Raw genomic sequence first — 24,136 nt, 5'->3', positions numbered from 1 at the left:
TCCTATTTTGATTAAATAAATAATTAAAAAATCAATTTGCGAGAAAGAACTATTTACACAAAAGATTTGACAGTCTCGCATTAATGATCAAAAACACTAAAAAACTCTTATCTACATGAAAAGTAGGTAAGAGTTTTTTATTTAAGAATATTATTGAAAATTAAATATATATTAGATAATATTTAATATAATATTCAAATTTTACGAAAGATTTCTTTATACGTTTGAACCTGAAGGAGAAGAAAATGAATTTAGATCAACAGTGGCAAGATATGTATCAAGCTGCAAAAAGAGTTCAAGGATTTCACCAGATTTCTGAACATATGGAAGCAGGTGGAGTGTCTGCTAGTGTTTTGTCAGATTCAGGAAAAATATATACGGGAGTTTGCGTGGATACGGCATGTACATTAGGTGTTTGCGCAGAGCGTAATGCTATATTTAACATGATTACAAATGGCGAAGTGAAAATTCAAAGGGTTTTGGCATTAATGTCTAATGGAAAGAATGGCGCACCATGTGGAGCTTGTAGAGAATTTATGGTTCAACTGATGGAAAAAGATTATAAAAATATCGAAGTCATGATGGATTATGAAAAAGGTAGAATAATGACCATGGATGAATTAACGCCTGAATGGTGGATTTAAAATTTTGATTAAAGTATAAAAAAAGGATAAATATGAAAAATACCCAAATATTAGCTGATTTAAATCAAAAATTAAATACTCCTAAGTCAGAGTACTCCGATGATGAAATAAACTGGTTAATTAAACATATTGGTGACCCTAACAGCAATATTCGCGATGCACTGGTTTGCAATACTTTTGGCAGTGGTTTCTTTGAAGAAAAATTTACTAGGGAACAAGCTCAGTTTTTATTTAATAATGTTGAACAAAAGAATTTACTTTTTTATCAAATTTCGAAGGCTTCATCAGCTACATTAACTCGCTCCTTTACTTGCTTATTATTGCAGTTAATTATTCAAACTAACAGTGATAAAGATTCAAAATATTTTAAAATATTGAATTCAAGTGAAGAACAATTTATAGTTAATTCTTTAGTTGAATATTTAGGGAAGGAGCATGATTATACGGGCTTTGATGGAAAGTATGGCTGGGTCCATGCCGTAGCCCATTGTTCAGATGCATTGGAAGCATGTGTTAAACAAGGATTATTCAATCAAGATTTGACTCAAAAATTATTAGTATCAAGTAATAAATTATTTTGCCAAGTTAATAATCGTTTTGTTGATGAAGAAGAATATCATTTAGCTGATGTATTCTTTGCATGTATGAAGCAAACTGAATTGAATAATAATGATTTGCTAGAATGGTTTACTTCTTTTAATTTCGATCCTGAATCATCTGATCGAGTTGAGTTTTATCGTTTTGGTAATTTAAAGTCGTTTGCAGAAGATATTTATACAAAGTTAAATACACTAAATCTTTTAGATAATAATTTGAAGAAATATATTGAAAAAGAATTTAGTCAAAAATATTAGTTTCAAAATTAGTTAGGGTGACTATATGAAAGTAAAAGTAGAATTCAATGATCAAGGTTATTTACCAGATAAGTACACAAAACATACCAGTGCAAGTTTACGGGTAGATGGTAAACCTGCCGTTTCATTTCCATTTGAAGTGGATGATTTACCTAAAGGAACAAAGACTCTTGCTTTGTATATGAAAGATTTTGATTCAGTGCCGGTGTGTGGTTTCGTTTGGATCCATTGGCTCGCAGCAAATATTGATGCTAGTCATACAAGTATTCCAGAAAATATGAGTTTGAAACCTCAATTTGATTTGGTTCAAGGTAGAAATAGTAACGCTAGCAAATTTTTAAGTGGAGAGACCGGTCCTAAAATAGGTTATACCGGACCTCAACCACCAGTGGGAGTTCATGATTATACTTTGACAGTTTATGCTCTTGATACAAAATTAGATTTATCAGAAGGTTATTGGTTAAATGAATTTTTGAAAAAGGCCGATAACCATATTTTAGAAAAGCTAGATATAAATTTACCAGTTCATAGTTGATAAGATAGGGAGTTGACTGTAAATCCTGTTGAGATGAAGACAGATGTCATTTTTGTCGATCCCCGCGTAGTTAAAATGGTTAGTGTGTTAAAAAAGTGATTTTTTAACTACTGTCAGTTAATTGTCGGCTAATTGTCAGGAATATTACCTGGGAAATTTTTAGTTACTTTACTAGACTAAAACTAATTAGTAGGAGGTCAGTAAAATGCAAAATAATAAAGTAAAAAAATTACGTTTAGCACAACATCTATCTCAGGAGCAATTAGCTGAAAAGGCAAATGTTTCTGTGCGAACAATTCAGCGTCTGGAAGCAGGAAAGGATGTAAGTGCATCTACGCTAAATTTAATAGCAAACGCTTTAGGAGTAAGTGTAGAAAAACTATTCTCACCAATAAATTCTTCTGAGCAGCAAGAAAAAATAAATCTAGCAAAGGAACAACAAGTTCAATTAGATAAGCGTTATACTGAGTTTCGCACCTTTAAAATGTTTTATAGCAGTGTATATGTAATTATTATGCTGTTTCTCTATACAATTATTTATGCATTGCCTCTTTCAGATAATATTTATGATATTTTAGAAATTTTATGGATAGGCGGTTGGATGATAATGATACCAGTAAGACGTTGGTTAATTATAAATAAAGTTGAGCCAAGATTAGATAGAAAATATCCATTAACTGCAGATTGAGAGTATAGTGCAGGAATTAAGTTTTTTGTTTACTATTGATTGATATGATCTAACTAAATAATAAAAAGCTGATCAAAAAGATCAGCTTTTTAATTTTGTTTATTAGAATCGACTTTTAAATGATAATGTTCCATAAAAAATCTTGCAATTGGCTGGGCAATTAAACCCTCAATTAAAAGTGCCAAACCAAAGTTTCGCGGCCAAATTTCGAAAAAGTTTTTAAGAGTATGCATTGGAATACTTCTTTGTCCGATAGCACTACCAATTAAGGTCATTAAAGCTGAAATAATAAAAACATTGCATAGAGTATTTATCCAGATTTGAGTTTTGAAACTATCATCTTTATGAGTGATTTTTTCTTTTAAGAAGGTGGCAGGTTTTTCGGCTAATAACACTACTAAAATTACGGCAATCCAGATAAATGGTAAAACATGGAGTACCTTAAGATAATTGGTCAAACTCCAACCCATTTCCCAAAGTGAAATAATTGGTCCTATTATGTTGACCGAAATAAAAGAAACAATAAACATAAACATTGCTTTTTCTTTCCAGTTACGGGGTAGCTTCATATAAAATTCCATTTTTACTCCTTTATAAAACAAAAAAGGTCCAACAAACTATGATGTTTGCTGAACCGTTATACGCAAAATATTTATAAGACTAAACTATTATACATAGACTATTTAAAATTTTCAAAGTGAGCATGATAAAATTTGCTGTAGTAAAAGGGAATTAATGATGAGTAAATATAAACTACTGTGGAAATATTTAAAAGAAAAGCCATGACCGAATCAAGGTTATGGCTTTTCTTATCTCTATATAAAAACTATCTCACAATAATCCGCCGATTTTATCTGCTAGGGCCGGATAGATTGGAACCAACTTTTTGCGCCACTCATCTCCTGTAATTTTCAACCCAATCACTGGAATCAAGTAGTTGATATCATCAGCCGCCTGAGCACCGATTTCACTAGCTCCAACTAATTGGTGCCCATGATTGAACACTAAAGTCAGCTTGGTTTGTTCATTCATACCCGCATATAAACTACCTCCTGACAAATCATGTTCTACGATTTCAAAGTTTGAATCATCTTTTTCAGGAATATGACCTACTTGCGCAAGTTCAGGATAAGCAAAGGCTGTAGTTCCAATCACTGGTGCAACAAATGCTTCGGATTTTCCTTTTTCTAAATAATCAAAAAGATATCCTGCTTCATATTCTGCTACTGTTGTCAGTTTAGGGAGCTTCTGATTAGTTATATCGCCAATTGCGTAAACATCTGATGCGGTGGTCATCAAGTGATCATCGACAGTAATTCCTTTTCTGTCATATTCAATACCGGCTGACTCTAAATTAAGCTTATCAGCATTAGGAATACGGCCACTAGCATCAATTACATAGTCTGTAGGGATTTCTTCATCACGGTTGGTTGTTAAGATTAATTCATTATCGATCTGCTCTAGTTTTTGCGTCTCAGTGAAAAAGATAATTTTAATGCCACGCTGTTCCATTTTGGTAATTAATTCTTGCGCATATTTTTGATAAAAGCCACGTAAGATACGGTCTGAGCGGACTAAAATTGTAACTTCACTGCCAGCCGCAGCTAAAAAGGTTGCTAGCTCAATTCCAACGAAGCCGGCACCAATTACAACTGTACGCTTAGGTAATTCGCTTAAGGATAAAACATCACTTGAATCATGGGTTAATTCATGACCAGGCAAGGTTAGGCGGTGCGGACGATGACCGGTCGCAATAATAATTTTATCGCCTTGGTATTGTTTGCCATTTACTTCAATTGTGTGTGGTCCGACAAATTTACCGTAGCCGACTTCAACGTCACACATATTTTCATATATCGCGCGTGTTTCATCAGGCCATGAGTCAAAACGAGCCTTCTTGGTTTTCATCAATTGTGACCAATCAATCTTAGCGGGTTCTGCAATCCCTTTACCAACTAATTGCTGCGTTGCAAGGGCTGCTGCTATTGTTCCATGCAAAAAGATCTTTGGTTCACATCCGACATTGGGACAAGTTCCACCAAATAAACCACCTTCAACTGCTAGTAAGCTTTTACCTGTCTTTGCAATTAATTTTGCCAATTTATAACCAGCAGGACCAGTACCTAAAATAATGTAATCGTAGTGCTTCATAATGTACCTCGTCTTTAATCTATGATTATTCTTTTATCAAAAAGTATAAAACAAATCGGCACCGAAAACCTCATTGATGCATTATTTTCTATTTTTAGATTTCGTGATAATGTTGCTTTCCTAGGAGGGGAGGTATCTGATCTGTAAAGTAATGTGATAAACTGCTGTACTACTTGTCCGCGTAAGAGCTAGAGCTATTCTAAGTCTAAATGCTGGAAGAAATTATTAAGTGATTTATTGAGAGCTTCATTACTAAAATTGAGGTCGCTAACTCTTTTATTATTGATGAAAGAGCTGACTAATAAGATGTTTACTTTAAGCTTCTTAGGGTGAGTAGTACCGTGCGCTGCGACAAAATACTTCTCTGATACTTTGACCACACGGTTGAGAATATCTTGATTTCCCTTATTAATTTCTATAATTAAACCGGGAGACTCGGCTAGCGCCTTACCGAATTCAATATTTTTATTAACGCCGAATTTACCTGCTTTAATTAAATCATCCAGAGTATTTGCCAATTGTTTTAAGGCTAATTCTAGAACTGCTTCTTGTAAATCTTGTTGTGAGCCAAAAATATAATAGATCGGCTGAATTGAAATGTGACAAGCATTTGCGATATTTCGTACCTTTAATTTTTCTAAGCCACCTTTATTAAAAAGCTTAAGCGAAGAGTGCAAAAGCAACACTTTAGTAAAGCCTTTTTCTGTCATAATTAGTCATCCCTCAATTTATTTTTTTCGTGAATAAAAATTATATCAAGAAAAAGATAGCGCTGTAAATAGAAAAACTTGTATATAGCAAATATACTAGTGGCGCACTTTTTGCTATATACAATATAACAGTGCGCTGTTTTTAAAATGAGGGTTAATTTATTGCAATTTTGGACAAAATAAAGCCTCGCTTCTTAGCGAGGGAAGGGAAAATATATTTACGGATGATATAAAATAAATTAAGTGTTTAATGATAAGTTGTTAAGAAAAAGATTATATACTTGATTGCTGAACGAGAGGCTATGCATTAATCATTGGAGAGAAGGGCATAATAAAAAACGTAAAAACTAAGTATTTTACGTTTTTTAGTTGAACTTATTTCTTTGCGGCAGCTTCTGCTTCAGCGGGTGTGTTTGATGGTGTTAAAGTAATACCATCTGGATCAATTTCAACATCGCTTGCTTTCACATAGGCATCCTTAATTGGAAGTCTATCAGAAATACGACTACCATCACTTGTAATGCGATAGACACTTCTGTATTGGCCGTTTAAACTTAAGCGATAGAATAATTCAGCTTTATTATCTTTTGCTACCCAAATATATGACAAATTTTTGACTCCCCAGATCATATCATTTTTCTTAATAATAATATTTTGAGAAGTACCATCTGCATTATATACTTCAACAGGTTTAGACATCGTAATCATTGAAGTATTTGTCTTATAGTATTGTTGAACTGGTAATTGCTTAGCAGCTTTAACAGCAGTGTTGTAGATCCAATAATTTGTTCCCTTGATGTGATAGATTGCTAATTCACCGTCATCATCACCGTCTGTCCCCGTATCAGCACGAGTACCTTGTTCTAAGCGATCTACAGTAAAAGTAGTCCCTTTTTTCACTCTTTTATTAGTTGGTTGTACCGCTTCATATCCATCTTTAACAGTATAAAGAGTTGTGTTGGAAATAGTTACTGTAACTGTAGTTTCCTGAGCACTAGTAGTACTTTGGGAATTATTAGTAGTGTCTCTATTAGTTGGATTATAATTGGTATTAATAACGTTACCTACATTAGATGTTCTAATGTATTGCTTATTCGGACCACCAACCCTAAAGTAGCTTTTTCCATTTCTAAATTTATAACTACCACCGTATGTAGTAATTACTTGACCTTTTGTTAATACCCAACTTCCATTATGTGATGTTCTACGTGTAGAACTACTATAAACATAAGCATTATGAGTTAAGCGTCTTGTAACACCATCAATATTTGTAATTTTTAAATATTGATTTTTACCTGTGATCTTATAATATAGATTACCTTTGATAGTTATAAGAGATTGGTCTACATTAATTTTATTATAAGCATAATATTTAGCACCGGTACTATTTCCATTTTTGTCATAGGCAATTGAATTATGCATAACTGTTTTTTTAATAGAATTATCAGCGGCTTGAATTGTGTGAGTCTGTGATCCAAATGCAGCTAAGGGACTAACAGCCATTAATGCTGCAACTGAAGCCATAATGATTTTATTTTTCTTCATAAAAAACACACTCCTTATAGAAAATATTTCTATTTCTCCATAAATTATCTTACCTTTTTAGAATTATTGAAAATAATAAATACAAAAAGAGATGCTAAAATTGGCATCTCTTTTCATTAGACTGTAAATTTTATTTCTTTGCGGCGGCTTCTGCTTCAGCGGGTGTGTTTGATGGTGTTATCGCCTTACTATTACTCATGAATTGAACATCACTTGCTTTTACATAACCATCATCAAAGTTGATATGTCCATTATTAGATGATACTTCTTTACCTACTAAGTGGTAGAAAAGCTCTGCTTTATTTTCACTTGGAACCCAAATATATAATAACTTGTCTACTTTATATTGACCAGATTGTCTTCTAATGTAATCACCATTGGTGTTTATCTTACTACCACTTGCATTATAGAGGTCTGTTGCTTGTGGGAACTTAATGTATGAATTATGTTCTAGATCGTAGTTATGAAGTGGTAGTTTCTTGGCAGCAGTTACATCAACAGCTAAAATCCAAGTATCTGTACCCTTAATTCTGTACAAACCTTCTCGACCTAGAGCTGTTGGAAATTGGTCAGCGAATGGTGTTACCTCTAATCTATCTACAATAAATTTTGTACCAGCTTTAAGGTTCTTTTGGATTGCTTTGGCTTGACTATCGTAAATATTTACACCATACATATTCTTTACGGTAACAGTAGTTTCTTCAGCACTAGTATTAGTAGAATTATTTGATTTATTAGTTGTAGTGTTTGACGAACTATTAGAATTTGCACTAATAACTGGTCCTAAATTATACGATTTAATATATTGTTTAGCTGGACCGCCCACTCTGAAGTAGTGCTTGCCATTTTTGAATTTGTAAGAACCACCATAAGTAGTGATTGTTTGTCCTTTATACAACTTCCACTTGTTTTGGTAACTGGTACGGCGGGTAGAGGTACTGTAGATGTAGGTATTGTGAGTGATTCTTCTAGTTACACCATCAATGTTAGTAGCCTTTAAATACTGGTCTTTGTCGGCAACTTTGTAATAAATACTATTACCAATTTTTTCGGGATTAGCTACTAATTTAGCATAGCTAAATGCATTGTACTTTACGCCAGTGCTATTGCCGTCTTTGTCATAAGCAATAGCAGTGTGCATAATCATTTTATTGGTAATATTGGTGTCAGCAGCTTGAACTGTGTGAGTCTGTGTTCCAAATGCAGCTAAGGGACTAACAGCTATTAATGCTGCAACTGAAGCTAAGATAAATTTATTTTTCTTCATAAAAAACACACTCCTTATAGAAAATATTTCTATTTCTTCATATTATCTTACCTTTTTAGGATTATTGAAAGTAATAAATACAAAAAGGAGATGCTAAAATTGGCATCTCTTTTCATTAGACTGTAAATTTTATTTCTTTGCGGCGGCTTCTGCTTCAGCAGCTGTGTTTGATGGGGTTAGCTTTACGCTTCCATCAATAAATTTAACATCGTTAGCCTTTACATAAGCATTATGACCAACATTAATTGTGCTCCAATGAATGGTTGGCGTTGTACTTGCATAAAAGCTTGTGCCTACCAAATGATAGAATAATTCTGCCTTATTTTCACTTGGTACCCAAATATATACTAACTTGTCTACTTTCAATTGGCCTTTTTGTTTACTTATTTTTTGACCGTTATGATCTTGGATAATTCCGTCTGCATTATACACATCAGTATCTTTAGGGAATGTAATGTATGAGAAGTTTTCAAAGAAATAGTCATGTAGTGGTATACTCTTAGCAGCTTTCACATCAGAAGCATTAATCCACTGATTAGTACCCTTGATGTGATAAAAATGGTCGTCGTTTTCACTTCTCTTAGAGAGTTCATTAAGTTCCAAACGATCAACTGTAAATTTTGTTCCTACAGGAGTAATATGAGCCGTTCCCTTATAGCCATTATTAGTTTGGGTAATTAAACGAGTAGGAGTGGTTACAGTGACTGTTGTTTCTTCCGAATTAGTAGATGCTGATGATGAACTAGATCCATTCACTGAAGTATTAGTTTTAATAACTGGTCCTAAATTATATGATTTAATATATTGTTTAGCTGGACCGCCCACTCTGAAGTAGTGCTTACCGTTTTTGAATTTGTAAGAACCACCGTAAGTAGTGACGGTTTCACCTTTATAAAGCTTCCATCTGCCGTTATACGAAGTACGATCATTGGAAGATTTATAAATATAAGTATTATGCATTACTTTACGTGTTACACCATCAATATTGGTAGCTTTTAAATAGTGATTTAGTCCATTTACTTTGTAATACAAATTGGCATTTATTTTTACAGGCTTAGTCATTACATCAACGGTCTTGTATGCATAATATTTGGTACCTGTGCTCTTACCATCTCTGTCATATGCCATTGAAATATGCATGATTGTTTTAGTAATAGAAGTATCTGCAGCTTGAACTGTGTGAATATTAGTAGAACTTTCTACCCAAGAAGTCATTCCCAACAGTGCAGCTATAGAAATTAACATTAATTTTTTATTTTTCATGCTAAACATCCTTTCTAAATAAGGCTATTATCTTACTTTTAAAAAGGTAAAACAAGTAAAAAAGGGGATTGGAATTTTATCAATCCAATCTCCTTTTTTCATCCATATTAAAGAATTAATCCCATGACAATTCATAAATTCTGTTTAATACTGTCTTATTTTCTCCAGAAACATCTTCATGATAAGCAACAGTTAAATAGCCATGATTTTCGCCAATAATTTGAATGCTTTCTACTTCACTATGATGACCTGAAATATCTAGTTTTTTAAATGCACTTAAGTTCACCGCACTCCACTGAGATTGATCATAATGTGCATAATACGGAATTTTAACAATTTGTTTGTGGTGAGTTGTCCAACCTCTGACATTAAGAGATGGGCGAAGTTGACTGGAAATATAAATATTACCGTCGTTATCAAGATCAAAACCTTGAATTGAATTAATAAATATTATCTTGCCCCTCACCATAAAGGTTAGAAACGGTAAAACTATCTTGATATGGAAAACCTTCTAGGCTTACATAACCTTTACCGGCATTATCTAAAGATCTATTAATCTCGTCTAAATTATAAATAGTAAAGTGCCCAATTTCACCATTTTCAATAGTTGCAATTAATAATTTAGTATAGTCAGGTGAAACGGCAGCCTCTGCATGTGTCATTGAATCACCACCGAATGGGGCAGAACCAGCATAACTTAAGAAGGCTAAACGTGGAAATTCAGTATTATCTGTATGAGAGCCAGAAGTATAACGAATATCAATACGCGCAATTTGTTTGGCCCAGTTATAGTTTGGATCATTGTGTGATGGTTTAACACCAACAAACCATTGACCAGATCTACCTGCATATTCCCAAGTTTGAGTGTGACCGCCTGCTTGACCAGATAATTCAAGAATAGGATTATTAATTTTACTTCCACGGTAACCACGTAAAATAGTGGTTGCACCGTTGCGTAATTGCAAAGCATAAACATACTTAGAACCCACATTACCTTTTTGGACAACAGCTTTATAGTCTGTTCCAATATCAAATTGACTCAAAATATTAACATTAGTAGTTTCATTTAATGTTCTCATAATAAAACCTCCGAAAAAATTTCTATCTTCTTATTTAGAAGAATTTTCATTAATAATCTTTGCGACCTTCGCAAAAATATCCATTACATCTTGATCTTCAACTTTAAAGCCCTTGGCTTCTAGTCCGTCTACTACTGCATTGACAACCCGATTAATCTTCTGATCGTTGGCCAAGCTTTCTTTGTTGTACAAGCCAACGTAGCGTTTCATTAGGTCATCAGCGGTAATACGAAACTGCTCCAGCCTTTCGTTCTTAAAGTGAACATGACTCAAGATGCTGATACCTACAATGCTGATGAACCACAACACAAGTGTTATGAGTTCAACACAATCATGGATATCCATTACTTTTCACCTACCTCTCTTTTAGTAGAGGGTGGGTTAAATGCCCATTGGACATCACCTCTGTGAAGTGTCTAACAGTTGCTCCTATTCCTTTTTTGCATAAGCATATTTATCATTGAAATAAATACGCTTATATACTACAATAAAGGTATAAGAAATTTCCCTAATGCTACAATCCTCACTGCCAAATAAGAAATTGTAGTGATTAGGTGGTTCACAACTTGTTGACGATTTATATAATATGCTCATTAGCATATTTAGTCAAGAGTAAAATATGTAAAAGCATATTTTGGCATGGATGAAAAATGGAGAAAACCTTGACATGATTGAGTTTGAGCGCACAAAAGAATTAGCAAAAAAAAATAAATTAACTTTGTTAGAAGTAAACGAAAAAGCCGGGTTAGGAAAGAGAACTATTTACAATTGGAAGGATAGAAAACCGGGCTCATTGGCTTTGAAGTCTGTTGCCAAAGTCTTGCATACTTCTGTAGATTACCTAAACGGAAGTACTGACGATCCTAATCCGCATCAAAAGGAAACTGTCTCACTGGATCATGAGGTTCCATATTTATACCATGGCTATCATGTTCCTGAAGAATATTTAAATATGGTTCGGGAACTAATGGAAAAAGACATTAGAGAAAGGCGTGCCAAAAAAAATGGTCGTGTACAATAGTGATAGAGAAAACGAATTGATAGATTACTTATTTAATTATGCTATTGTTAGAGATATTGGTCATGTGTGTTACAAAGTTGATCCGTATTATCCTTCTCTAGCTTGGAAAGAAAAACGTGAAATTGGCATAAATATGAATTGGCACAATCAAGCAGAAATCCCGTTTATAATCGCTCATGAAATAGGACATATTATGATTGGTGGTCCAAGTTTAAAACAATTGTGCTGCACAACTTATGGCACGGATATTGGAGAAGAAAAATCGGCAGATATTTATTCATTGCATTTGCTTTTTGCGTATTCATGTAAACAAGGAAATGATTTTTCTGAACCAACTTCTTTTATGCAAGCATATGGTATTCCAAGTAGAATGAGTACAGAAGCTTCTAAACTGTTTACCAAAGAGGAATATATTGAACCTGATTTAATATTGGATTAGGTCATAGAGTATGGGCTGAAGAGTAGCTTTAAAAAGCATCTTCAGTCCTTTTTATTTTGTTTTCAGGTAGAGTAAAGGAAAGCAATTTTCTGTCATAATAAGTCATTCCTCAATTTAGTTTTTGGAAATAAAAATTATATCAAGAAAAAGATAGCGCTATAAATAGAAAGACTTGTATATCGTAAATATGTCGCAATTTTAGACAAAATAAAACCTTGCTTCTCAGTGAGGGAAGGGAAAAAACCAACAAAAAAAGCCTGAAGTATAACTCAATGTTGTTAAATCAAGATATTGAGTAACTTTAGGCTTTTTTATTTTCGTTAATTGTTCAATTTATCTAAATCGAGATAAGAAGGTAAATAGTTAGCTACATTTGTTTTACTTCTTACTACATTTGTGGAATCAATGAAGGTATGAGTACCTTTAATTTGATACTTATATTGTGGTCCGGATGTTCTAGCATTAACAGTTGTGCCGCTAGGGATACGTTGTCCTAAAATCATATCTCCTACTACAACATTGAGGGTTTTACCATCAACAATAACTCGGTAAGCAGTACCATATTTAGTCTTAATGGCTCCGCGTAACCATTTCCCTGTTTTTGCATCTGAAGAATCATTCACAACATAAACTGGTACTGTTTGACGGCCAGGGGCTGTTACTGTAATTTTTTCGCTATTAGAGCAATTCTGCAAACCATTGATTGTGGCAACATTTCTAACGTTAATGTATCTACCTTTACCCAATGAGTAATAGTAACTATTCTTTATTTTCTTATAAGGTAAATAATATTTTTCAGTACTAGTTATATAAGCTTGGGAGTCTATATTTCTCTCAAGCACATAGTATCTTTTATCTTGGCTAGTTTTTCTTAAACTTCCTGAAAAATAAACTGGATATCTATAAGATAAACTACCTATCTTTCTGCCATCGGCATTATAAATATAGCTATTCTTCAACAAACGGAAAGTATTTTTTCCATTTACTTTTCCAATAGAATCTAATGGAACATATTTGCCTTTGCCAACATTGTAGCAGACATATTTTTGTCCCCTAATAAGCCGTGGACTACCGTAATATTTCATAGTAGTGTTGGTCTTAATTCTACTTGATAAGCTTTTTCCTTGTATGTTGTAACTTAAAGACGTACTTTTGATACCAGTATAATAATTAGTATGTATCGTCTTTTGTGCAGCTTGAACATTTCCATTACTTACAACAAATAATAACAAAAATGAAAAAGTAGTAGTAACAATTAATTTAATTTTATTCAAAATAAACACCTCTACATAAAAAAGTACTAAGTAAATTTTACATCTTGTACTGAGACGAAAAAAGTTAGACAAACATTTATTTTAGCTGACTAAGGCTTGATTCCAATATTCAATCGGGGTTAAGCTCTTTTTTTCTTGGCTTTTTTTAGTTACCAATTTATAATAATTAGGCATCTAACAGTTAATAAACCTAACTATTATGAAAAGAGGAAAAAATAATGGCGACAAAAATTGAAAAATTTAAAGAAATGGGCGGTCTGCTTCGAGAGTACTTTGCTTTTTCAAGAAGATTTTACGGCCATGAATTTAAATTGGCAGACATTACTCCACAACAGGGTAGAACTTTGATGTTTATTGCAGAGCATCCTGGTATTATTCAACGTGAAATTGCAGATATTTTCCATTTAAGAAATGCTAGCGTAACTAATATGATGAAGAACTTGGAGCGTGACGGCTACATTGAGCGTAAGCCTGATCCAAAGTCTGCTCGTAACAAACTGATTTATGTGACTGATTCAGGTATGAAACAAGTCAATGCAATGAAGCAAGAAATGGAAAATGTTTTGAAAAAACTTTCAGATCGTGTTGATGAAAAATTGCTGGATCAGTTGATACCACTGCTTAAAGAGTATAATAAGCAAATTCAAAATAAATAAATTAGGTAGTTGACAGTTAGATAGCTAAATGTTTTAATAATAATCGCTTAAATTATTAGATACCTAACTATTAATACTGAAGGAGGAATTATTATGGGCGGAGGAAGACCAGGACCTGGAGGTTCAAGAGTTGAAAAAGGTCAAAATAGTTTTAGCTTTAGTGACTTTTTCAAATTAATTAACCGAGTAAAACCTCATTATTGGCAACTAATTGTTGGTATTATTACTGGTTTAATTGCAACAGGAGCAAACTTAGTTGTTCCTCAATTGGCACAACGAATTATCAATAGCTTTAAGAATTTAAACATGAACTTGGTGATTATCACCGCGATTGTTTTCTTTGGTGGGGTAATTATTAGTGCGCTATCTGGCTATATCTTAGGAGTCTTTGGTGAACATGTTGTTTCTAAACTTCGTAAAGGATTATGGTCAAGACTTCTTAAGATGCCAGTTTCATATTTTGATAACACATCAACTGGTGAAATTTCATCAAGACTTGTTAACGATACCTCACAAGTTAAGAATTTATTAGCAAATACCTTGCCAAACGCAATCACTTCACTATTACAATTTTTCGGTGCAGTAATCATCATGTTTATGATGGATTGGCAGATGTCATTAATCATGATACTGGCTGTCCCTCTAGTAGTTTTCGTACTTTTACCTTTCATGAGATTGTCTGGTAGAATCGGTCGCGATCGTCAAGATGAGCTTGCAAATTTTTCAAGTGATTCAACTAATGTTTTAAGTGAAATTCGCTTGGTTAAGTCAAGTAACTCAGAAGATAAAGAACTTACTACTGGTACTAAGAGAATTGATAATCTTTACTCAATTGGGGTTAAGGAATCATGGGTTAACTCTTTAATGCAACCAATTTCTAATATGTTAATGATGATTCTGGTAATCGGAATTTTAACATATGGTGCTATCAGAGTTATGCAAGGCACTCTTACAATGGGTTCACTTATATCATTCCTTATGTACTTATTCCAATTAATGGGTCCAGTAATTATGGTTAGTCAATTCTTCAACGAATTAGCTAAGACTTCAGGTTCAACTGAACGTATCCGTGAAATGCTTAATGAACCTATTGAAAAATCAGCTGATAACAAAGAGATTGATGTTACTGGTAAGGAATTACAATTACATGATGTTGACTTCCAATACGAAGAAGGTAAGCAAATCTTGCACAATATTAACGTTACAGCGAAGCCAAACACAGTCGTTGCCTTTGCTGGACCATCTGGTGGTGGTAAGTCAACAATTTTCTCACTTATTGAACGTTTCTATAAGCCAACTAGCGGTAAGATTACCATTGGCGATGAAGATATCGATAACTTAGATTTAACTGATTGGCGTAAACAAATCGGACTTGTTGGTCAAAACTCAGCCGTTATGCCAGGTACTATTCGTGAAAACTTAGTTTATGGACTTGAACGTGAAGTTAGTGATGACGAATTATGGAATGTTTTGTCGATGGCTTACGCAGACAAGTTCGTCCGTGAATCTGAAGACGGTCTTGATACTCAAATTGGTGAACGTGGTGTTAAACTTTCAGGTGGTCAAAGACAAAGAATTGCCATCGCCAGAGCCTTCTTACGTGATCCAAAGATCTTGATGCTTGACGAAGCTACTGCTAGTCTTGACTCAGAATCAGAAGCAATGGTTCAAAAGGCATTAACTAGTCTTATGAAGAACAGAATGACTTTAGTTATTGCTCACCGTTTAAGTACTATTGTGGACGCTGACAGAATTTACTTCATCGATCACGGTACAGTTTCTGGTGCAGGTACTCACGAAGAATTAATTAAATCTACACCACTTTACGCTGAATATGTTCATAATCAATTCAAAAAATAATACAAAAGAATAAGGGTGACATGTGGTGGAGTTACTCGTGCCGCTTTTTATTAAAATTGAGAATAAATTAGACTAAATGAAAAGGCCAAGATGATGAATCTTGACCTTTTTTATGCTATTAAATTTGCTGAAGTGCTTGTCCAAGTAGGGCAGCTTTGATTACTAGCTTTTAAATTTAAAAGAATTTAAAATGAAAATTGAGATTTAAAAGGATTTAAAAAATGAATAAGAACCCATTTAATCCAACTTTTGGCGATGTTCCAAAACTCTTTCTAAGGAGGGACACAGAAAATGAAGTTGGAAATATTATTAATATGATAGAAGATAGTGATTTTGCTAGATCAATTTTTATTACGGGAGTTCGCGGTGTAGGAAAAACTTCGTTAATGATGAGAGTATCTAAATCACTTGAAGATAATAAAGATTTTTATATTGTTGATTTAATTAATAGAGAAGGAATACTATCTTCTTTATTTAGATTACTAAGCAACCAAGTCAACTCTAAATTGCAACAAACATTAAAGTCGATTAATAGTGTTTCTATAGGAAAGATTAGCGTAAGTAGGGACGTTGAATCACCTAATACAGATATTTTATTAGATGAGCTGATGAGTGGGATAAAAAAAGAAGGTAAAAAAGTATTAATCACTATAGATGAAGTTACAAATAGCAAACCTATTCGTGATATGATACAAATATTTAGTTCATTTAAACGAAAAAAATATCCAGTTTATCTTTTGATGACAGGTTTACCGGATTTAATTTTAAATTTGCAAAACGATGAAAAGTTAACTTTTTTACTAAGGTCAGATAAAGTTGTAGTAAGTCCACTACAGAAATTAGACATCTACACCACTTATCAAAAAATATTTAAATGTAATAATGAAATCGCAAGTAAGTTGACTAATATGACTAAAGGATATTCTTACGCTTTTCAGTTGTTAGGATATATCTTATTCGATGAAGTAAAAGATAAAGTCCCTGAAATGACTGATATCGAAAATATTAGTCAGCAATATAAAAATACTTTGTACAACAATGCTTATCAAAAAATCTTTTCTGAATTATCAGAAAAAGATCAACAATATCTTTACGCAGTTTGTGGTGATCATAAACTTGATGAGATTGCCAAGATTATGGGTAAAAGTAATGTATTTGTCGCTCAGTATCGTAGAAGAGCGATTGAACGAAATCTAGTTAAGCCCACAAAGATGGGATATGTCGCATTTACTTTGCCATACTTTGAAGAAACAAAAGATGTAAATTCTATCTTTTATTTAGGTTTAGACTAAACGAAAAGGCCAAGACGATGAATCTTGACCTTTTTTAATACTATTAAATTCGCTGAAGTGCTTGTCCAAGTGAGAATTAGCGCATTCTGGCGTTATCCATTTTCTTAACTAGATAGAAGATTGGTAATCCAATAATCACAATTCCGATGAAGAGGAATACTCCAGCAGTGTCGTTAATAATTTCACTGACTAAAACGAAAATTCCACCGGCAATTGCAATGATTGGAACTAATGGATATAGCGGTGTGCTAAATGGACGATCTGTGTTTTTCTTTCTTAAAATAAAAATTCCAAAGAATGCCATCAAGTAGAAACAATAAACTGTGAAAACACAGAGATCTGATAAGCGATCTGGATCGAAGAAAAGCATCATAATCCCAGCTAAGACAACCAAGAAGAGAGTTGCTACCACTGGAGATTTTCCTTTAGGAGTGACATATGACAGAAACTTTGAAAACGGTAAGTCGCCACGCTTTGCCATGGCATAAACAATTCTTGGGAAGGTGATGATCTTACCGTTTAAAGTACCCATCATCGAAATAATGATTCCAATTGAAAGGAGTTTACCACCGATATTCCCGAAAGCCTTGGTAGCCAAGTAGGAAGTCGCATTTTCACCTAAATGATGGATTTCATCAGCAGTTAGGAAACGGAAGATTCCAATTGAAATCAAAGTGTAGATGATCAATACTGCTGAAATTCCGAGGATGATTGCACGAGGAAGGAGCTTTTGCGGATTCTTCATTTCGCCACCTAAGTTAGCAATTAAAATCCAGCCGTCATAACCGAAAAGTGTGGCCAAAACGGCAACTCCAAAACCACCGCTAGTACGATTAATCTCGCTAACTGTTTGTCCTAGAGCATCATGATGCCCCCAGAAGATTCCAAAAACAATAATTGCGATAATTGGAATCATCTTTCCGATGGTTGTGATAACCGAGAAGGCAGCTCCAACTTTATTTTCAAAAAAATTCATGGCTCCAATCGCTAAAATAGTGATCAGGGCGAGGGGGATGCGCCATTGACTGGAAAGGCCGAACAAGTTAGTCATCATGATGCTCATGAAGCCGGCAACTGAGGCAATGATTGCGGGTCCATAGACGATGATCTGCATCCAACCAGCCATGAAGCCGCTGAGTCGACCGTATAATTTTTCAATATAAACATAAAGCCCACCGGTGTATGGCATTTGAGCACCGATCTCCGCAATCGTCAGACCAGCTGTCAGAGTGATGATTCCTCCAAATACCCAAGCTGCAATCGCCATCGTGGTTGATCCTGCACTGTCCAGAATCGACGCCTGCTTGAAGAAAATTCCTGAACCGATAATTGTACCGATTACGATTGAAATCGCCGAACCGAAGCCAAGCGACCGTTTTAGTTCGTTATTTGGTTTATTATTCATAAAACCTCCTTAAAGAAAAAACCGAATCCACTACGTTGATAATTTACGAGCGAATTCGGTTAAGCTACTTGCGTTTTATTTAAGCATACCAAATCACTCAAGCTCAGAAGAACTTGAGGAGGAACTTGATTGTAATGATTTTAACTGATTAGTATGCATATAAGATTCCTCACTTAAAAATTTCTTAAAATTAGAATATCATGTGTACTTTGTTTAGACAAGACCTTTTATTCTTATAAAAAGAAAAGACAGGCAGTATATCACTGTCCGTCTTAAGAGATTGAATAGATAGAGTTAATTATTTTTTGTGTTTTTATAAGAAAAATAAGATGTTTAGTTATCTAGTTTGAATGTTTGAAATAAGATTTTGTTTTTGTATTTTCTGGAGTGCTTGTCTCCGTAGCACTTTCGCATAAAACATAACTTGGAGAAGTTGACATTTATCACCTGACTCCTTTTGGGAAGGAGTAACTTTTACCTTTCTTCCGTTTGGATAAAATTACACCTGCTGAAGCTGCTGCTAGCAGTGAAATTGTGATTGTTGATTTTACTTTTTTCACTTGTTATTCCTTCCTTTCTTTGATGTTGTATATATCATATAGTTTATTTAAGAAAAAAGTGTGAATATTCTTTAGTGATTTTGGGTTTATTTTTGAGAAGAAAATATGAATAAAGTTAAGGAAATGATAAGGGGAATAGTAGTATTTTATTTCTTCAAACTTCCATTTAGGCTTAAAATAAAGTGAATACTTTTCTGAATGGAGGGAGAAAGAATGAATACAGCTTGGCAAAGGTTTAAAGAAAATGTGCCAGTGCGAAGGTTTGTCGTTTTTTTCATTATTGCAGCTTTGCTTTATCTAATGCGAGCAATGATGAATACGATCTTGTTGACCTTTATTTTCACCTATATTGTGGTGCACATGATCAATTTTGTTAAAAGAAAGTTGCCTAAAGTTCCAATTCAAGTGACGGTTAGTCTGATCTATCTTGTGATCGTTTTGTTCTTATATTTTGTGGTGACTAAATATATTCCAATGCTGGTAGTGCAGGTAAGTAAGATGGTTCACTCAGTAATGGGCTTTTATGAAAGTGAAAGTATGGCAGGTGTCATGAAGTATGTTGCCCGCTTCGTTAATAAGAATGAATTGGTGACACAAGCTAAAAATGGCATGAGTATCATGGTCCATACAATTACGAGCGTTGGTAACTTAACAATTGCGATTTTCATGTCATTAATTTTAAGTTTCTTCTATACTATAGAACTTAAAAAGGTCAGTGATTTTTCAAACCTATTTGTAAAAAGTGGCGTTTTTAAGTGGTTTTTTGAAGATGTGCAGTACTTCGGTAGAAAGTTTGTTAATACCTTTGGGGTAGTGCTTGAAGCGCAGTTCTTCATCGCTTTATGTAATACTGCTTTAACAATGATCTGTTTGGCCTTCATGAGGATGCCACAGATTATTGCTCTAGGCTTAATGGTCTTTATTTTGAGCCTGGTTCCAGTTGCTGGGGTAATTATTTCATTAATTCCTTTAAGCATTATTGCTTACTCGGTTGGTGGTTTACGCTATGTAATTTATATCTTTGTCATCATTATGATTATTCACGCGATTGAAGCGTATATCTTAAATCCAAAATTCATGGCCAGTAAAACTGACTTACCAATCTTCTATACATTCCTTGTACTGCTTGTCGCAGAGAAGTTCTGGGGAACTTGGGGCTTGATTGTCGGAGTTCCAATCTTTACTTTCTTACTAGATGTTTTAGATATTAAATCAGCTAAGAAATCGAAGCCAAAAGATGATGTGATAGAGGATGAATTGAAATAATGAAATTGCTTTTAACAGGTGATAGTATTGTTGCTCGCTATGAAGGTTTGGATGAACCGATGTTAGATGCAAAGCTTAGGCAAAAAATTTCTGGGATAGAGTTAAATAATACTGCCGTGTCAGGAATTAATTCAGGTGCATTTTTCGCTTGCCTAAATGATTTGGTTTTAAAACAAAAACCATGTGATAAATTATTTATCTTGCTTGGAACTAATGATCTAGCAACGCATAAGCAGGTGCCACTCAAGCAATTTAAACAAAATATGAGCTTGATTGCTTCGGCAGTAATTTGTCAGTATCGACCAAATAATGTCTATCTGATTTCACCACCAGCTGTTGATGAAAATAAACAACACGTGCGTGATAATGACTTAGTTAGTCGTTATGTTCAAGTAATTAAAGAAGTAGCTAAAGAATATCATTTCAATTATGTTGGCTTATTTGAAGCAATAATAGAGCAGGGCAATTTAACTAGTTTGTGCCAAGGGATGAAAAATGATGGTTTACACTTTGGCAAAGCAGGCTACGAGCTGTTTTCAGATTTAATTGTTCGAGCACTTAAATAGAATTAAAAAGCACCTCAGTAGTTTGATCCTACTGAGGTGCTATTATTTTCTGATATTTTCTCTTAACGTAAGGCCGCAAATAATATGCCAGCTGTTGCCATAATTGCGAAGATTGGAAGTAGCAAATATGAAAAGAAGATTGCGATAATTCCGAATGCAATTAGGTATAAAGTGATTTTTATTATTCCGATGCCGAGCTTGAAGAATAACCAAGCTAACAAGAGAAATAAAATTATAGAAAGCATAATTCAATACCCTCCTTAAATATGAAAAATATTGTACTCTGAGTTTTATCCCAGTGCAATAGGATTTAAGGAAATTTAAGGGATGCTTTTGAAGTAAAAATAAGCACAAAAAAACTTCCAAACTTGGAAGTTTTTTCAATCTATAAATGAATTAATTATTCACCCTTAATAACTTGAGTTCTAGGGTTCTTTGGTTCAAGTTTATTAGAAATTACGCCCTTAGCAGCTAAGTCTTTGATTTGTTCAGGATCATAACCAAGTGATTCAAGGATTTCATCATTGTTTTCACCTAAATCAGGTGCACGCTTGTAGTCAGGCTTGTAGTTGCTCATGGTGAATGGAAGACCGATGGTCTTGAACTTACCACGATTACCGCCTTGATCAATAGTTACGATAGTACCGTCTTCGTTCAAATCTGGATCGTTTTCAAGTTCGTGCCAGTCAAGAACAGGACCTACAGGGATACCTGCTTCACCTAAGGTCTTAGTTAATTCGTACTTATCGTAGTTCTTGGTATAGCTTTCAATTAATGGATAAATTTCTTCCTTGTGAAGTTGACGGTTTTGCCAACCTTCAAATCTTGGATCAGTTGCCCATTCAGGGTGTCCCATGGTCTTTGAAAGAGTTTCCCAACTCTTATCACTGTTTTGAATAACGATATAAACGTAAGCGTTTGGATCAGTTTCCCAACCTTTAGCTTTATAAGTCCAACCGATAACTTGTCCACCTTCAGTGTTTTCTGCACGAGGTATTGCATCACCCCACTTGAAGTTAGGGTAAACAGCATAGTGAGGAAGGGCGCCGAGGTTATCAAGCATGATTTGGTCACGTAACTTAATACGGCAAAGGTTAAGTACAGCGTCTTGCATTGATTGATATACGAAAGTACCTTCGCCAGTTTGTTCACGTTGAAGAAGGGCAGCCAAAATGGCAATAGTTAAGTGCATACCTGAGTTTGAGTCACCAAGTGCGGCAGCTGATTGAGTAGGGATATTGAAATCTCCTTCGTTCCAACCAGTAGCACTTGCGGCACCACCAGCAGCTTGAGCAACTGGTTCAAAGGCCTTAACATCAGCAAAACGTGATCCTTGGTTAAAGCCCTTAAGTGATGCCATGATCAAACGTGGATTAAGTTTGTGAACATCTTTCCAGCCAAAGCCTGCTTTATCAGCGGCACCAGGCTTAATGTTTTCTACGAAGACATCAGCTTGCTTCAAAAGGTCATTCATAATCTTTTGACCTTCTGGTGATTTAATGTTCAAAGTCAATGACTTCTTGTTGGCGTTTAGTTGTAAGTAGTAAAGACTCCATGAATTTTCAATATCAAGAAGTTCCATTCTAGTTGGATCACCAGTGTTAGTACGTTCAATCTTGATAACTTCAGCTCCAAGCCAAGCTAAAAGTTGAGTACATGAAGGACCCGATTGAACTTGAGTCCAGTCAACAACTTTAATACCTTTTAATGGTGCGTAATTGTTTTCAGTCATAATAAACTTCCTCTCGTTTCTCTTGGGACAAATATATCCTAAAACATAACACGTTCTTTATACTATATTTTTAATTTAATTATCAACTAATTAGAGTTTTTTACTATTATTAGTGGAAGAATCCAGTATTAGTGGAAGAATCCAGCAATAATTGGTAATACCCAAATCCAGAAGATACAACTTACTGCAAAGAAGACGGTAGAAATAGCTACTGAGCTAGCACCTTCCTTGACATAAATATTGTAACGACTAGAAATAATAATTCCTGAAAATGCAGGTGGCAAACCGGTAGCCAAACAAAGCATTGAAATCTTTGTTGGGTCAGTCATACCAGTAAGGTATGCGGCAGCTACGATAATTGCTGGGGTTAAGAATAGACGATAGAAGGTATTCCAAATACCTTCTTTATCAATTGTGAATTTGACTGTTGATAGGGCAAGTCCAGCGGCTAAAACGGCAACACCAGAATTGGCCTTTGCAATTAAGTCAAATGATGGAGCCCAAGAAGCTGGGATTTTGACACCAATTAAAACCAGAATTACGGCAAGTAGTGGAGCAGCAGCAACTGGTTGTTTTACAGCGTTAATGATAGCTTCCCAAGTCGAATTTTTAGGATTATCGTTCTTGCCGCCGTGAGTTTTAAGCTCAGCACGCATCAAGTCAATTTCTCTATCAATACCTTTTTCCTTTAATGCTTTAGCTTCTGCATCAGTTACAGGAATACCATCAGGTACAGTAACTTCAACTTTTTTAACAGGTTCATTCGACTTGGTTGGTTGAGCAACTTTAACAGTAGTACCAGCTGTAGAACCACTTGCGGCGGCCTTTGCACGGTCATTAGCCTGTCCCTTATTAACTAAAGCAAGTCCAATTGGAATAGTAATGGCGTTAACCACAATGGAAACTATTCCGATAACTAAGTTAGTATTTGGAGTATTTCCATAAATTGGGTCAAGCACGGCAAATCCTAGAAATCCAATAGTTGGAGAACCGGCAATTAATGCACAGACAGCTGCTTCTTGAATAGAACGATGGAAGAGCCATCTATCTAAGAAGTAACTAAGTAGGAATAAACCTGTTACACCAATAACAGATATTAAGGTTAATCTAATGTCTCTAGCAAACATTTCTCTTGTAGCGGCTACGATTGAAACAAATAAGGCAGCAGGTAATGCAATATTAAGAACTAGCTTATTTAATCCTTGTCGTTGGTCATCATCAAAGAACTTAAACTTTCCACATAGGTAACCTAGAATCATAATGACAAGTATTGGAATAATGTCATTAACGAGGATTCTGGTCATGATATACCCTCCTTTATCAATCACT

Annotated in this window: 25 protein-coding genes; 11 read left to right on the top strand and 14 right to left on the bottom strand. The window is 34.4% G+C overall.

What is annotated here, in order from left to right; all coding sequences use genetic code 11:
- Nucleotides 1–245 precede the first annotated feature (245 nt).
- The 4 genes from NFR82_RS06145 (at nt 246) to NFR82_RS06130 (ending at nt 2,721) form a co-directional block, all read left to right on the top strand.
- The gene (locus tag NFR82_RS06145; protein WP_251717417.1) at nt 246–644 is read left to right on the top strand and encodes a cytidine deaminase family protein; all 399 of its coding nucleotides are present in this window, start codon (nt 246–248) and stop codon (nt 642–644) included.
- Nucleotides 645–676: 32 nt separating this feature from the next.
- A complete protein-coding gene (locus tag NFR82_RS06140; RefSeq protein WP_251717416.1) occupies nt 677–1,498 on the top strand; it encodes a DUF2785 domain-containing protein in 822 nt (273 codons plus the stop codon).
- Between the two features lie 25 nt (nt 1,499–1,523).
- Entirely contained in the window at nt 1,524–2,033 is a 510-nt protein-coding gene (locus tag NFR82_RS06135; RefSeq protein ID WP_251717415.1) for a YbhB/YbcL family Raf kinase inhibitor-like protein, read from the top strand.
- A 205-nt stretch (nt 2,034–2,238) separates the two neighbouring features.
- Nucleotides 2,239–2,721, top strand: a complete 483-nt coding sequence (locus NFR82_RS06130; protein ID WP_251717414.1) for a helix-turn-helix domain-containing protein — start codon at nt 2,239–2,241, stop codon at nt 2,719–2,721.
- A gap of 89 nt (nt 2,722–2,810) precedes the next feature.
- Here NFR82_RS06130 and NFR82_RS06125 read toward each other — a convergent pair whose 3' ends face one another.
- From NFR82_RS06125 to NFR82_RS06090, 9 genes are all read right to left on the bottom strand, one after another.
- A complete protein-coding gene (locus NFR82_RS06125) occupies nt 2,811–3,302 on the bottom strand; it encodes a DUF2798 domain-containing protein (protein WP_251717413.1) in 492 nt (163 codons plus the stop codon).
- Nucleotides 3,303–3,552: 250 nt separating this feature from the next.
- Complete coding sequence (locus NFR82_RS06120) at nt 3,553–4,872, bottom strand: dihydrolipoyl dehydrogenase family protein (RefSeq protein ID WP_251717412.1); 1,320 nt, start codon at nt 4,870–4,872, stop codon at nt 3,553–3,555.
- Between the two features lie 194 nt (nt 4,873–5,066).
- Nucleotides 5,067–5,582 carry a TetR/AcrR family transcriptional regulator gene (locus NFR82_RS06115; RefSeq protein WP_251717411.1) on the bottom strand — a complete coding sequence of 172 codons (516 nt, stop codon included), beginning with the start codon at nt 5,580–5,582 and terminating at the stop codon, nt 5,067–5,069.
- Between the two features lie 375 nt (nt 5,583–5,957).
- On the bottom strand, nt 5,958–7,127 hold the full coding sequence (locus NFR82_RS06110; RefSeq protein WP_251717410.1) for an SLAP domain-containing protein: 1,170 nt from the start codon (nt 7,125–7,127) through the stop codon (nt 5,958–5,960).
- Between the two features lie 130 nt (nt 7,128–7,257).
- Nucleotides 7,258–8,394: an SLAP domain-containing protein gene (locus NFR82_RS06105; RefSeq protein WP_251717409.1), complete on the bottom strand. Its 1,137-nt coding sequence runs from the start codon at nt 8,392–8,394 to the stop codon at nt 7,258–7,260.
- Between the two features lie 129 nt (nt 8,395–8,523).
- Entirely contained in the window at nt 8,524–9,657 is a 1,134-nt protein-coding gene (locus tag NFR82_RS06100) for an SLAP domain-containing protein (RefSeq protein ID WP_251717408.1), read from the bottom strand.
- 115 nt (nt 9,658–9,772) lie between these two features.
- A complete protein-coding gene (locus tag NFR82_RS08840) occupies nt 9,773–10,126 on the bottom strand; it encodes a helveticin J family class III bacteriocin (protein ID WP_277612423.1) in 354 nt (117 codons plus the stop codon).
- Nucleotides 10,098–10,736: a helveticin J family class III bacteriocin gene (locus tag NFR82_RS06095; RefSeq protein WP_277612422.1), complete on the bottom strand. Its 639-nt coding sequence runs from the start codon at nt 10,734–10,736 to the stop codon at nt 10,098–10,100. The genes NFR82_RS08840 and NFR82_RS06095 overlap by 29 nt, the downstream gene beginning before the upstream one ends.
- A gap of 30 nt (nt 10,737–10,766) precedes the next feature.
- Nucleotides 10,767–11,081, bottom strand: a complete 315-nt coding sequence (locus tag NFR82_RS06090) for a helveticin (RefSeq protein ID WP_251717407.1) — start codon at nt 11,079–11,081, stop codon at nt 10,767–10,769.
- 322 nt (nt 11,082–11,403) lie between these two features.
- On the opposite strand from NFR82_RS06090, the gene NFR82_RS06085 reads away from it, so the two are divergent.
- Both NFR82_RS06085 and NFR82_RS06080 read left to right on the top strand, forming a co-directional pair.
- A complete protein-coding gene (locus NFR82_RS06085) occupies nt 11,404–11,757 on the top strand; it encodes a helix-turn-helix domain-containing protein (protein WP_251717406.1) in 354 nt (117 codons plus the stop codon).
- Entirely contained in the window at nt 11,729–12,196 is a 468-nt protein-coding gene (locus tag NFR82_RS06080; protein ID WP_251717405.1) for a M48 family metalloprotease, read from the top strand. The genes NFR82_RS06085 and NFR82_RS06080 overlap by 29 nt, the downstream gene beginning before the upstream one ends.
- 320 nt (nt 12,197–12,516) lie before the next feature.
- Here the strand turns inward: NFR82_RS06080 and NFR82_RS06075 are convergent, their stop codons facing one another.
- Nucleotides 12,517–13,479 (bottom strand): SLAP domain-containing protein, encoded by a 963-nt coding sequence (locus tag NFR82_RS06075; protein ID WP_251717418.1) that lies wholly within the window; start codon nt 13,477–13,479, stop codon nt 12,517–12,519.
- Nucleotides 13,480–13,688: 209 nt separating this feature from the next.
- On the opposite strand from NFR82_RS06075, the gene NFR82_RS06070 reads away from it, so the two are divergent.
- The 3 genes from NFR82_RS06070 to NFR82_RS06060 all read left to right on the top strand — a co-directional run bounded on the left by NFR82_RS06070 (nt 13,689) and on the right by NFR82_RS06060 (nt 17,278).
- Nucleotides 13,689–14,126: a MarR family winged helix-turn-helix transcriptional regulator gene (locus tag NFR82_RS06070; protein ID WP_251717404.1), complete on the top strand. Its 438-nt coding sequence runs from the start codon at nt 13,689–13,691 to the stop codon at nt 14,124–14,126.
- A 93-nt stretch (nt 14,127–14,219) separates the two neighbouring features.
- Nucleotides 14,220–15,986 carry an ABC transporter ATP-binding protein gene (locus tag NFR82_RS06065; RefSeq protein WP_251717403.1) on the top strand — a complete coding sequence of 589 codons (1,767 nt, stop codon included), beginning with the start codon at nt 14,220–14,222 and terminating at the stop codon, nt 15,984–15,986.
- Nucleotides 15,987–16,207: 221 nt separating this feature from the next.
- Nucleotides 16,208–17,278, top strand: a complete 1,071-nt coding sequence (locus NFR82_RS06060) for an ATP-binding protein (RefSeq protein WP_251717402.1) — start codon at nt 16,208–16,210, stop codon at nt 17,276–17,278.
- 76 nt (nt 17,279–17,354) lie between these two features.
- On the opposite strand, the gene NFR82_RS06055 is transcribed toward NFR82_RS06060, so the two are convergent.
- On the bottom strand, nt 17,355–18,683 hold the full coding sequence (locus NFR82_RS06055; protein ID WP_251717401.1) for an APC family permease: 1,329 nt from the start codon (nt 18,681–18,683) through the stop codon (nt 17,355–17,357).
- A 773-nt stretch (nt 18,684–19,456) separates the two neighbouring features.
- Here NFR82_RS06055 and NFR82_RS06050 point away from each other — a divergent pair.
- A complete protein-coding gene (locus tag NFR82_RS06050) occupies nt 19,457–20,509 on the top strand; it encodes an AI-2E family transporter (protein ID WP_251717400.1) in 1,053 nt (350 codons plus the stop codon).
- Nucleotides 20,509–21,075, top strand: a complete 567-nt coding sequence (locus NFR82_RS06045) for a GDSL-type esterase/lipase family protein (RefSeq protein WP_251717399.1) — start codon at nt 20,509–20,511, stop codon at nt 21,073–21,075. Before NFR82_RS06050 ends, NFR82_RS06045 begins: the two co-directional genes overlap by 1 nt.
- Before the next feature lie 62 nt (nt 21,076–21,137).
- Here the strand turns inward: NFR82_RS06045 and NFR82_RS06040 are convergent, their stop codons facing one another.
- The 3 genes from NFR82_RS06040 to NFR82_RS06030 all read right to left on the bottom strand — a co-directional run bounded on the left by NFR82_RS06040 (nt 21,138) and on the right by NFR82_RS06030 (nt 24,111).
- Nucleotides 21,138–21,320, bottom strand: a complete 183-nt coding sequence (locus NFR82_RS06040; protein ID WP_251717398.1) for a hypothetical protein — start codon at nt 21,318–21,320, stop codon at nt 21,138–21,140.
- 155 nt (nt 21,321–21,475) lie between these two features.
- The gene (gene frc, locus NFR82_RS06035; RefSeq protein ID WP_251717397.1) at nt 21,476–22,807 is read right to left on the bottom strand and encodes a formyl-CoA transferase; all 1,332 of its coding nucleotides are present in this window, start codon (nt 22,805–22,807) and stop codon (nt 21,476–21,478) included.
- A 128-nt stretch (nt 22,808–22,935) separates the two neighbouring features.
- A complete protein-coding gene (locus tag NFR82_RS06030) occupies nt 22,936–24,111 on the bottom strand; it encodes an AEC family transporter (protein ID WP_251717396.1) in 1,176 nt (391 codons plus the stop codon).
- Nucleotides 24,112–24,136 lie beyond the last annotated feature (25 nt).

It is taken from the genome of Lactobacillus agrestimuris, from assembly GCF_943193025.1.
Lineage (GTDB): Bacteria > Bacillota > Bacilli > Lactobacillales > Lactobacillaceae > Lactobacillus > Lactobacillus agrestimuris.
The sequence above is the reverse complement of the archived record's forward strand: the minus strand, read 5'-3'. Positions and strand labels throughout refer to the sequence as shown.

Excerpts from the sequence above, each read along its gene's own strand:
- NFR82_RS06050 (WP_251717400.1), top strand. The coding sequence starts at position 19,457 with ATGAATACAGCTTGGCAAAGGTTTAAAGAAAATGTGCCAGTGCGAAGG.
- NFR82_RS06110 (WP_251717410.1), bottom strand. The coding sequence starts at position 7,127 with ATGAAGAAAAATAAAATCATTATGGCTTCAGTTGCAGCATTAATGGCT.
- NFR82_RS06090 (WP_251717407.1), bottom strand. The coding sequence starts at position 11,081 with ATGGATATCCATGATTGTGTTGAACTCATAACACTTGTGTTGTGGTTC.
- NFR82_RS06060 (WP_251717402.1), top strand. The coding sequence starts at position 16,208 with ATGAATAAGAACCCATTTAATCCAACTTTTGGCGATGTTCCAAAACTC.
- NFR82_RS06055 (WP_251717401.1), bottom strand. The coding sequence starts at position 18,683 with ATGAATAATAAACCAAATAACGAACTAAAACGGTCGCTTGGCTTCGGT.
- NFR82_RS06070 (WP_251717404.1), top strand. The coding sequence starts at position 13,689 with ATGGCGACAAAAATTGAAAAATTTAAAGAAATGGGCGGTCTGCTTCGA.
- NFR82_RS06045 (WP_251717399.1), top strand. The coding sequence starts at position 20,509 with ATGAAATTGCTTTTAACAGGTGATAGTATTGTTGCTCGCTATGAAGGT.
- NFR82_RS06105 (WP_251717409.1), bottom strand. The coding sequence starts at position 8,394 with ATGAAGAAAAATAAATTTATCTTAGCTTCAGTTGCAGCATTAATAGCT.
- NFR82_RS06040 (WP_251717398.1), bottom strand. The coding sequence starts at position 21,320 with ATGCTTTCTATAATTTTATTTCTCTTGTTAGCTTGGTTATTCTTCAAG.
- frc (WP_251717397.1), bottom strand. The coding sequence starts at position 22,807 with ATGACTGAAAACAATTACGCACCATTAAAAGGTATTAAAGTTGTTGAC.
- NFR82_RS06145 (WP_251717417.1), top strand. The coding sequence starts at position 246 with ATGAATTTAGATCAACAGTGGCAAGATATGTATCAAGCTGCAAAAAGA.
- NFR82_RS06095 (WP_277612422.1), bottom strand. The coding sequence starts at position 10,736 with ATGAGAACATTAAATGAAACTACTAATGTTAATATTTTGAGTCAATTT.
- NFR82_RS06030 (WP_251717396.1), bottom strand. The coding sequence starts at position 24,111 with ATGACCAGAATCCTCGTTAATGACATTATTCCAATACTTGTCATTATG.
- NFR82_RS06085 (WP_251717406.1), top strand. The coding sequence starts at position 11,404 with ATGATTGAGTTTGAGCGCACAAAAGAATTAGCAAAAAAAAATAAATTA.
- NFR82_RS06100 (WP_251717408.1), bottom strand. The coding sequence starts at position 9,657 with ATGAAAAATAAAAAATTAATGTTAATTTCTATAGCTGCACTGTTGGGA.
- NFR82_RS06135 (WP_251717415.1), top strand. The coding sequence starts at position 1,524 with ATGAAAGTAAAAGTAGAATTCAATGATCAAGGTTATTTACCAGATAAG.
- NFR82_RS06120 (WP_251717412.1), bottom strand. The coding sequence starts at position 4,872 with ATGAAGCACTACGATTACATTATTTTAGGTACTGGTCCTGCTGGTTAT.
- NFR82_RS06140 (WP_251717416.1), top strand. The coding sequence starts at position 677 with ATGAAAAATACCCAAATATTAGCTGATTTAAATCAAAAATTAAATACT.
- NFR82_RS06130 (WP_251717414.1), top strand. The coding sequence starts at position 2,239 with ATGCAAAATAATAAAGTAAAAAAATTACGTTTAGCACAACATCTATCT.
- NFR82_RS06065 (WP_251717403.1), top strand. The coding sequence starts at position 14,220 with ATGGGCGGAGGAAGACCAGGACCTGGAGGTTCAAGAGTTGAAAAAGGT.
- NFR82_RS08840 (WP_277612423.1), bottom strand. The coding sequence starts at position 10,126 with ATGGTGAGGGGCAAGATAATATTTATTAATTCAATTCAAGGTTTTGAT.
- NFR82_RS06115 (WP_251717411.1), bottom strand. The coding sequence starts at position 5,582 with ATGACAGAAAAAGGCTTTACTAAAGTGTTGCTTTTGCACTCTTCGCTT.
- NFR82_RS06125 (WP_251717413.1), bottom strand. The coding sequence starts at position 3,302 with ATGGAATTTTATATGAAGCTACCCCGTAACTGGAAAGAAAAAGCAATG.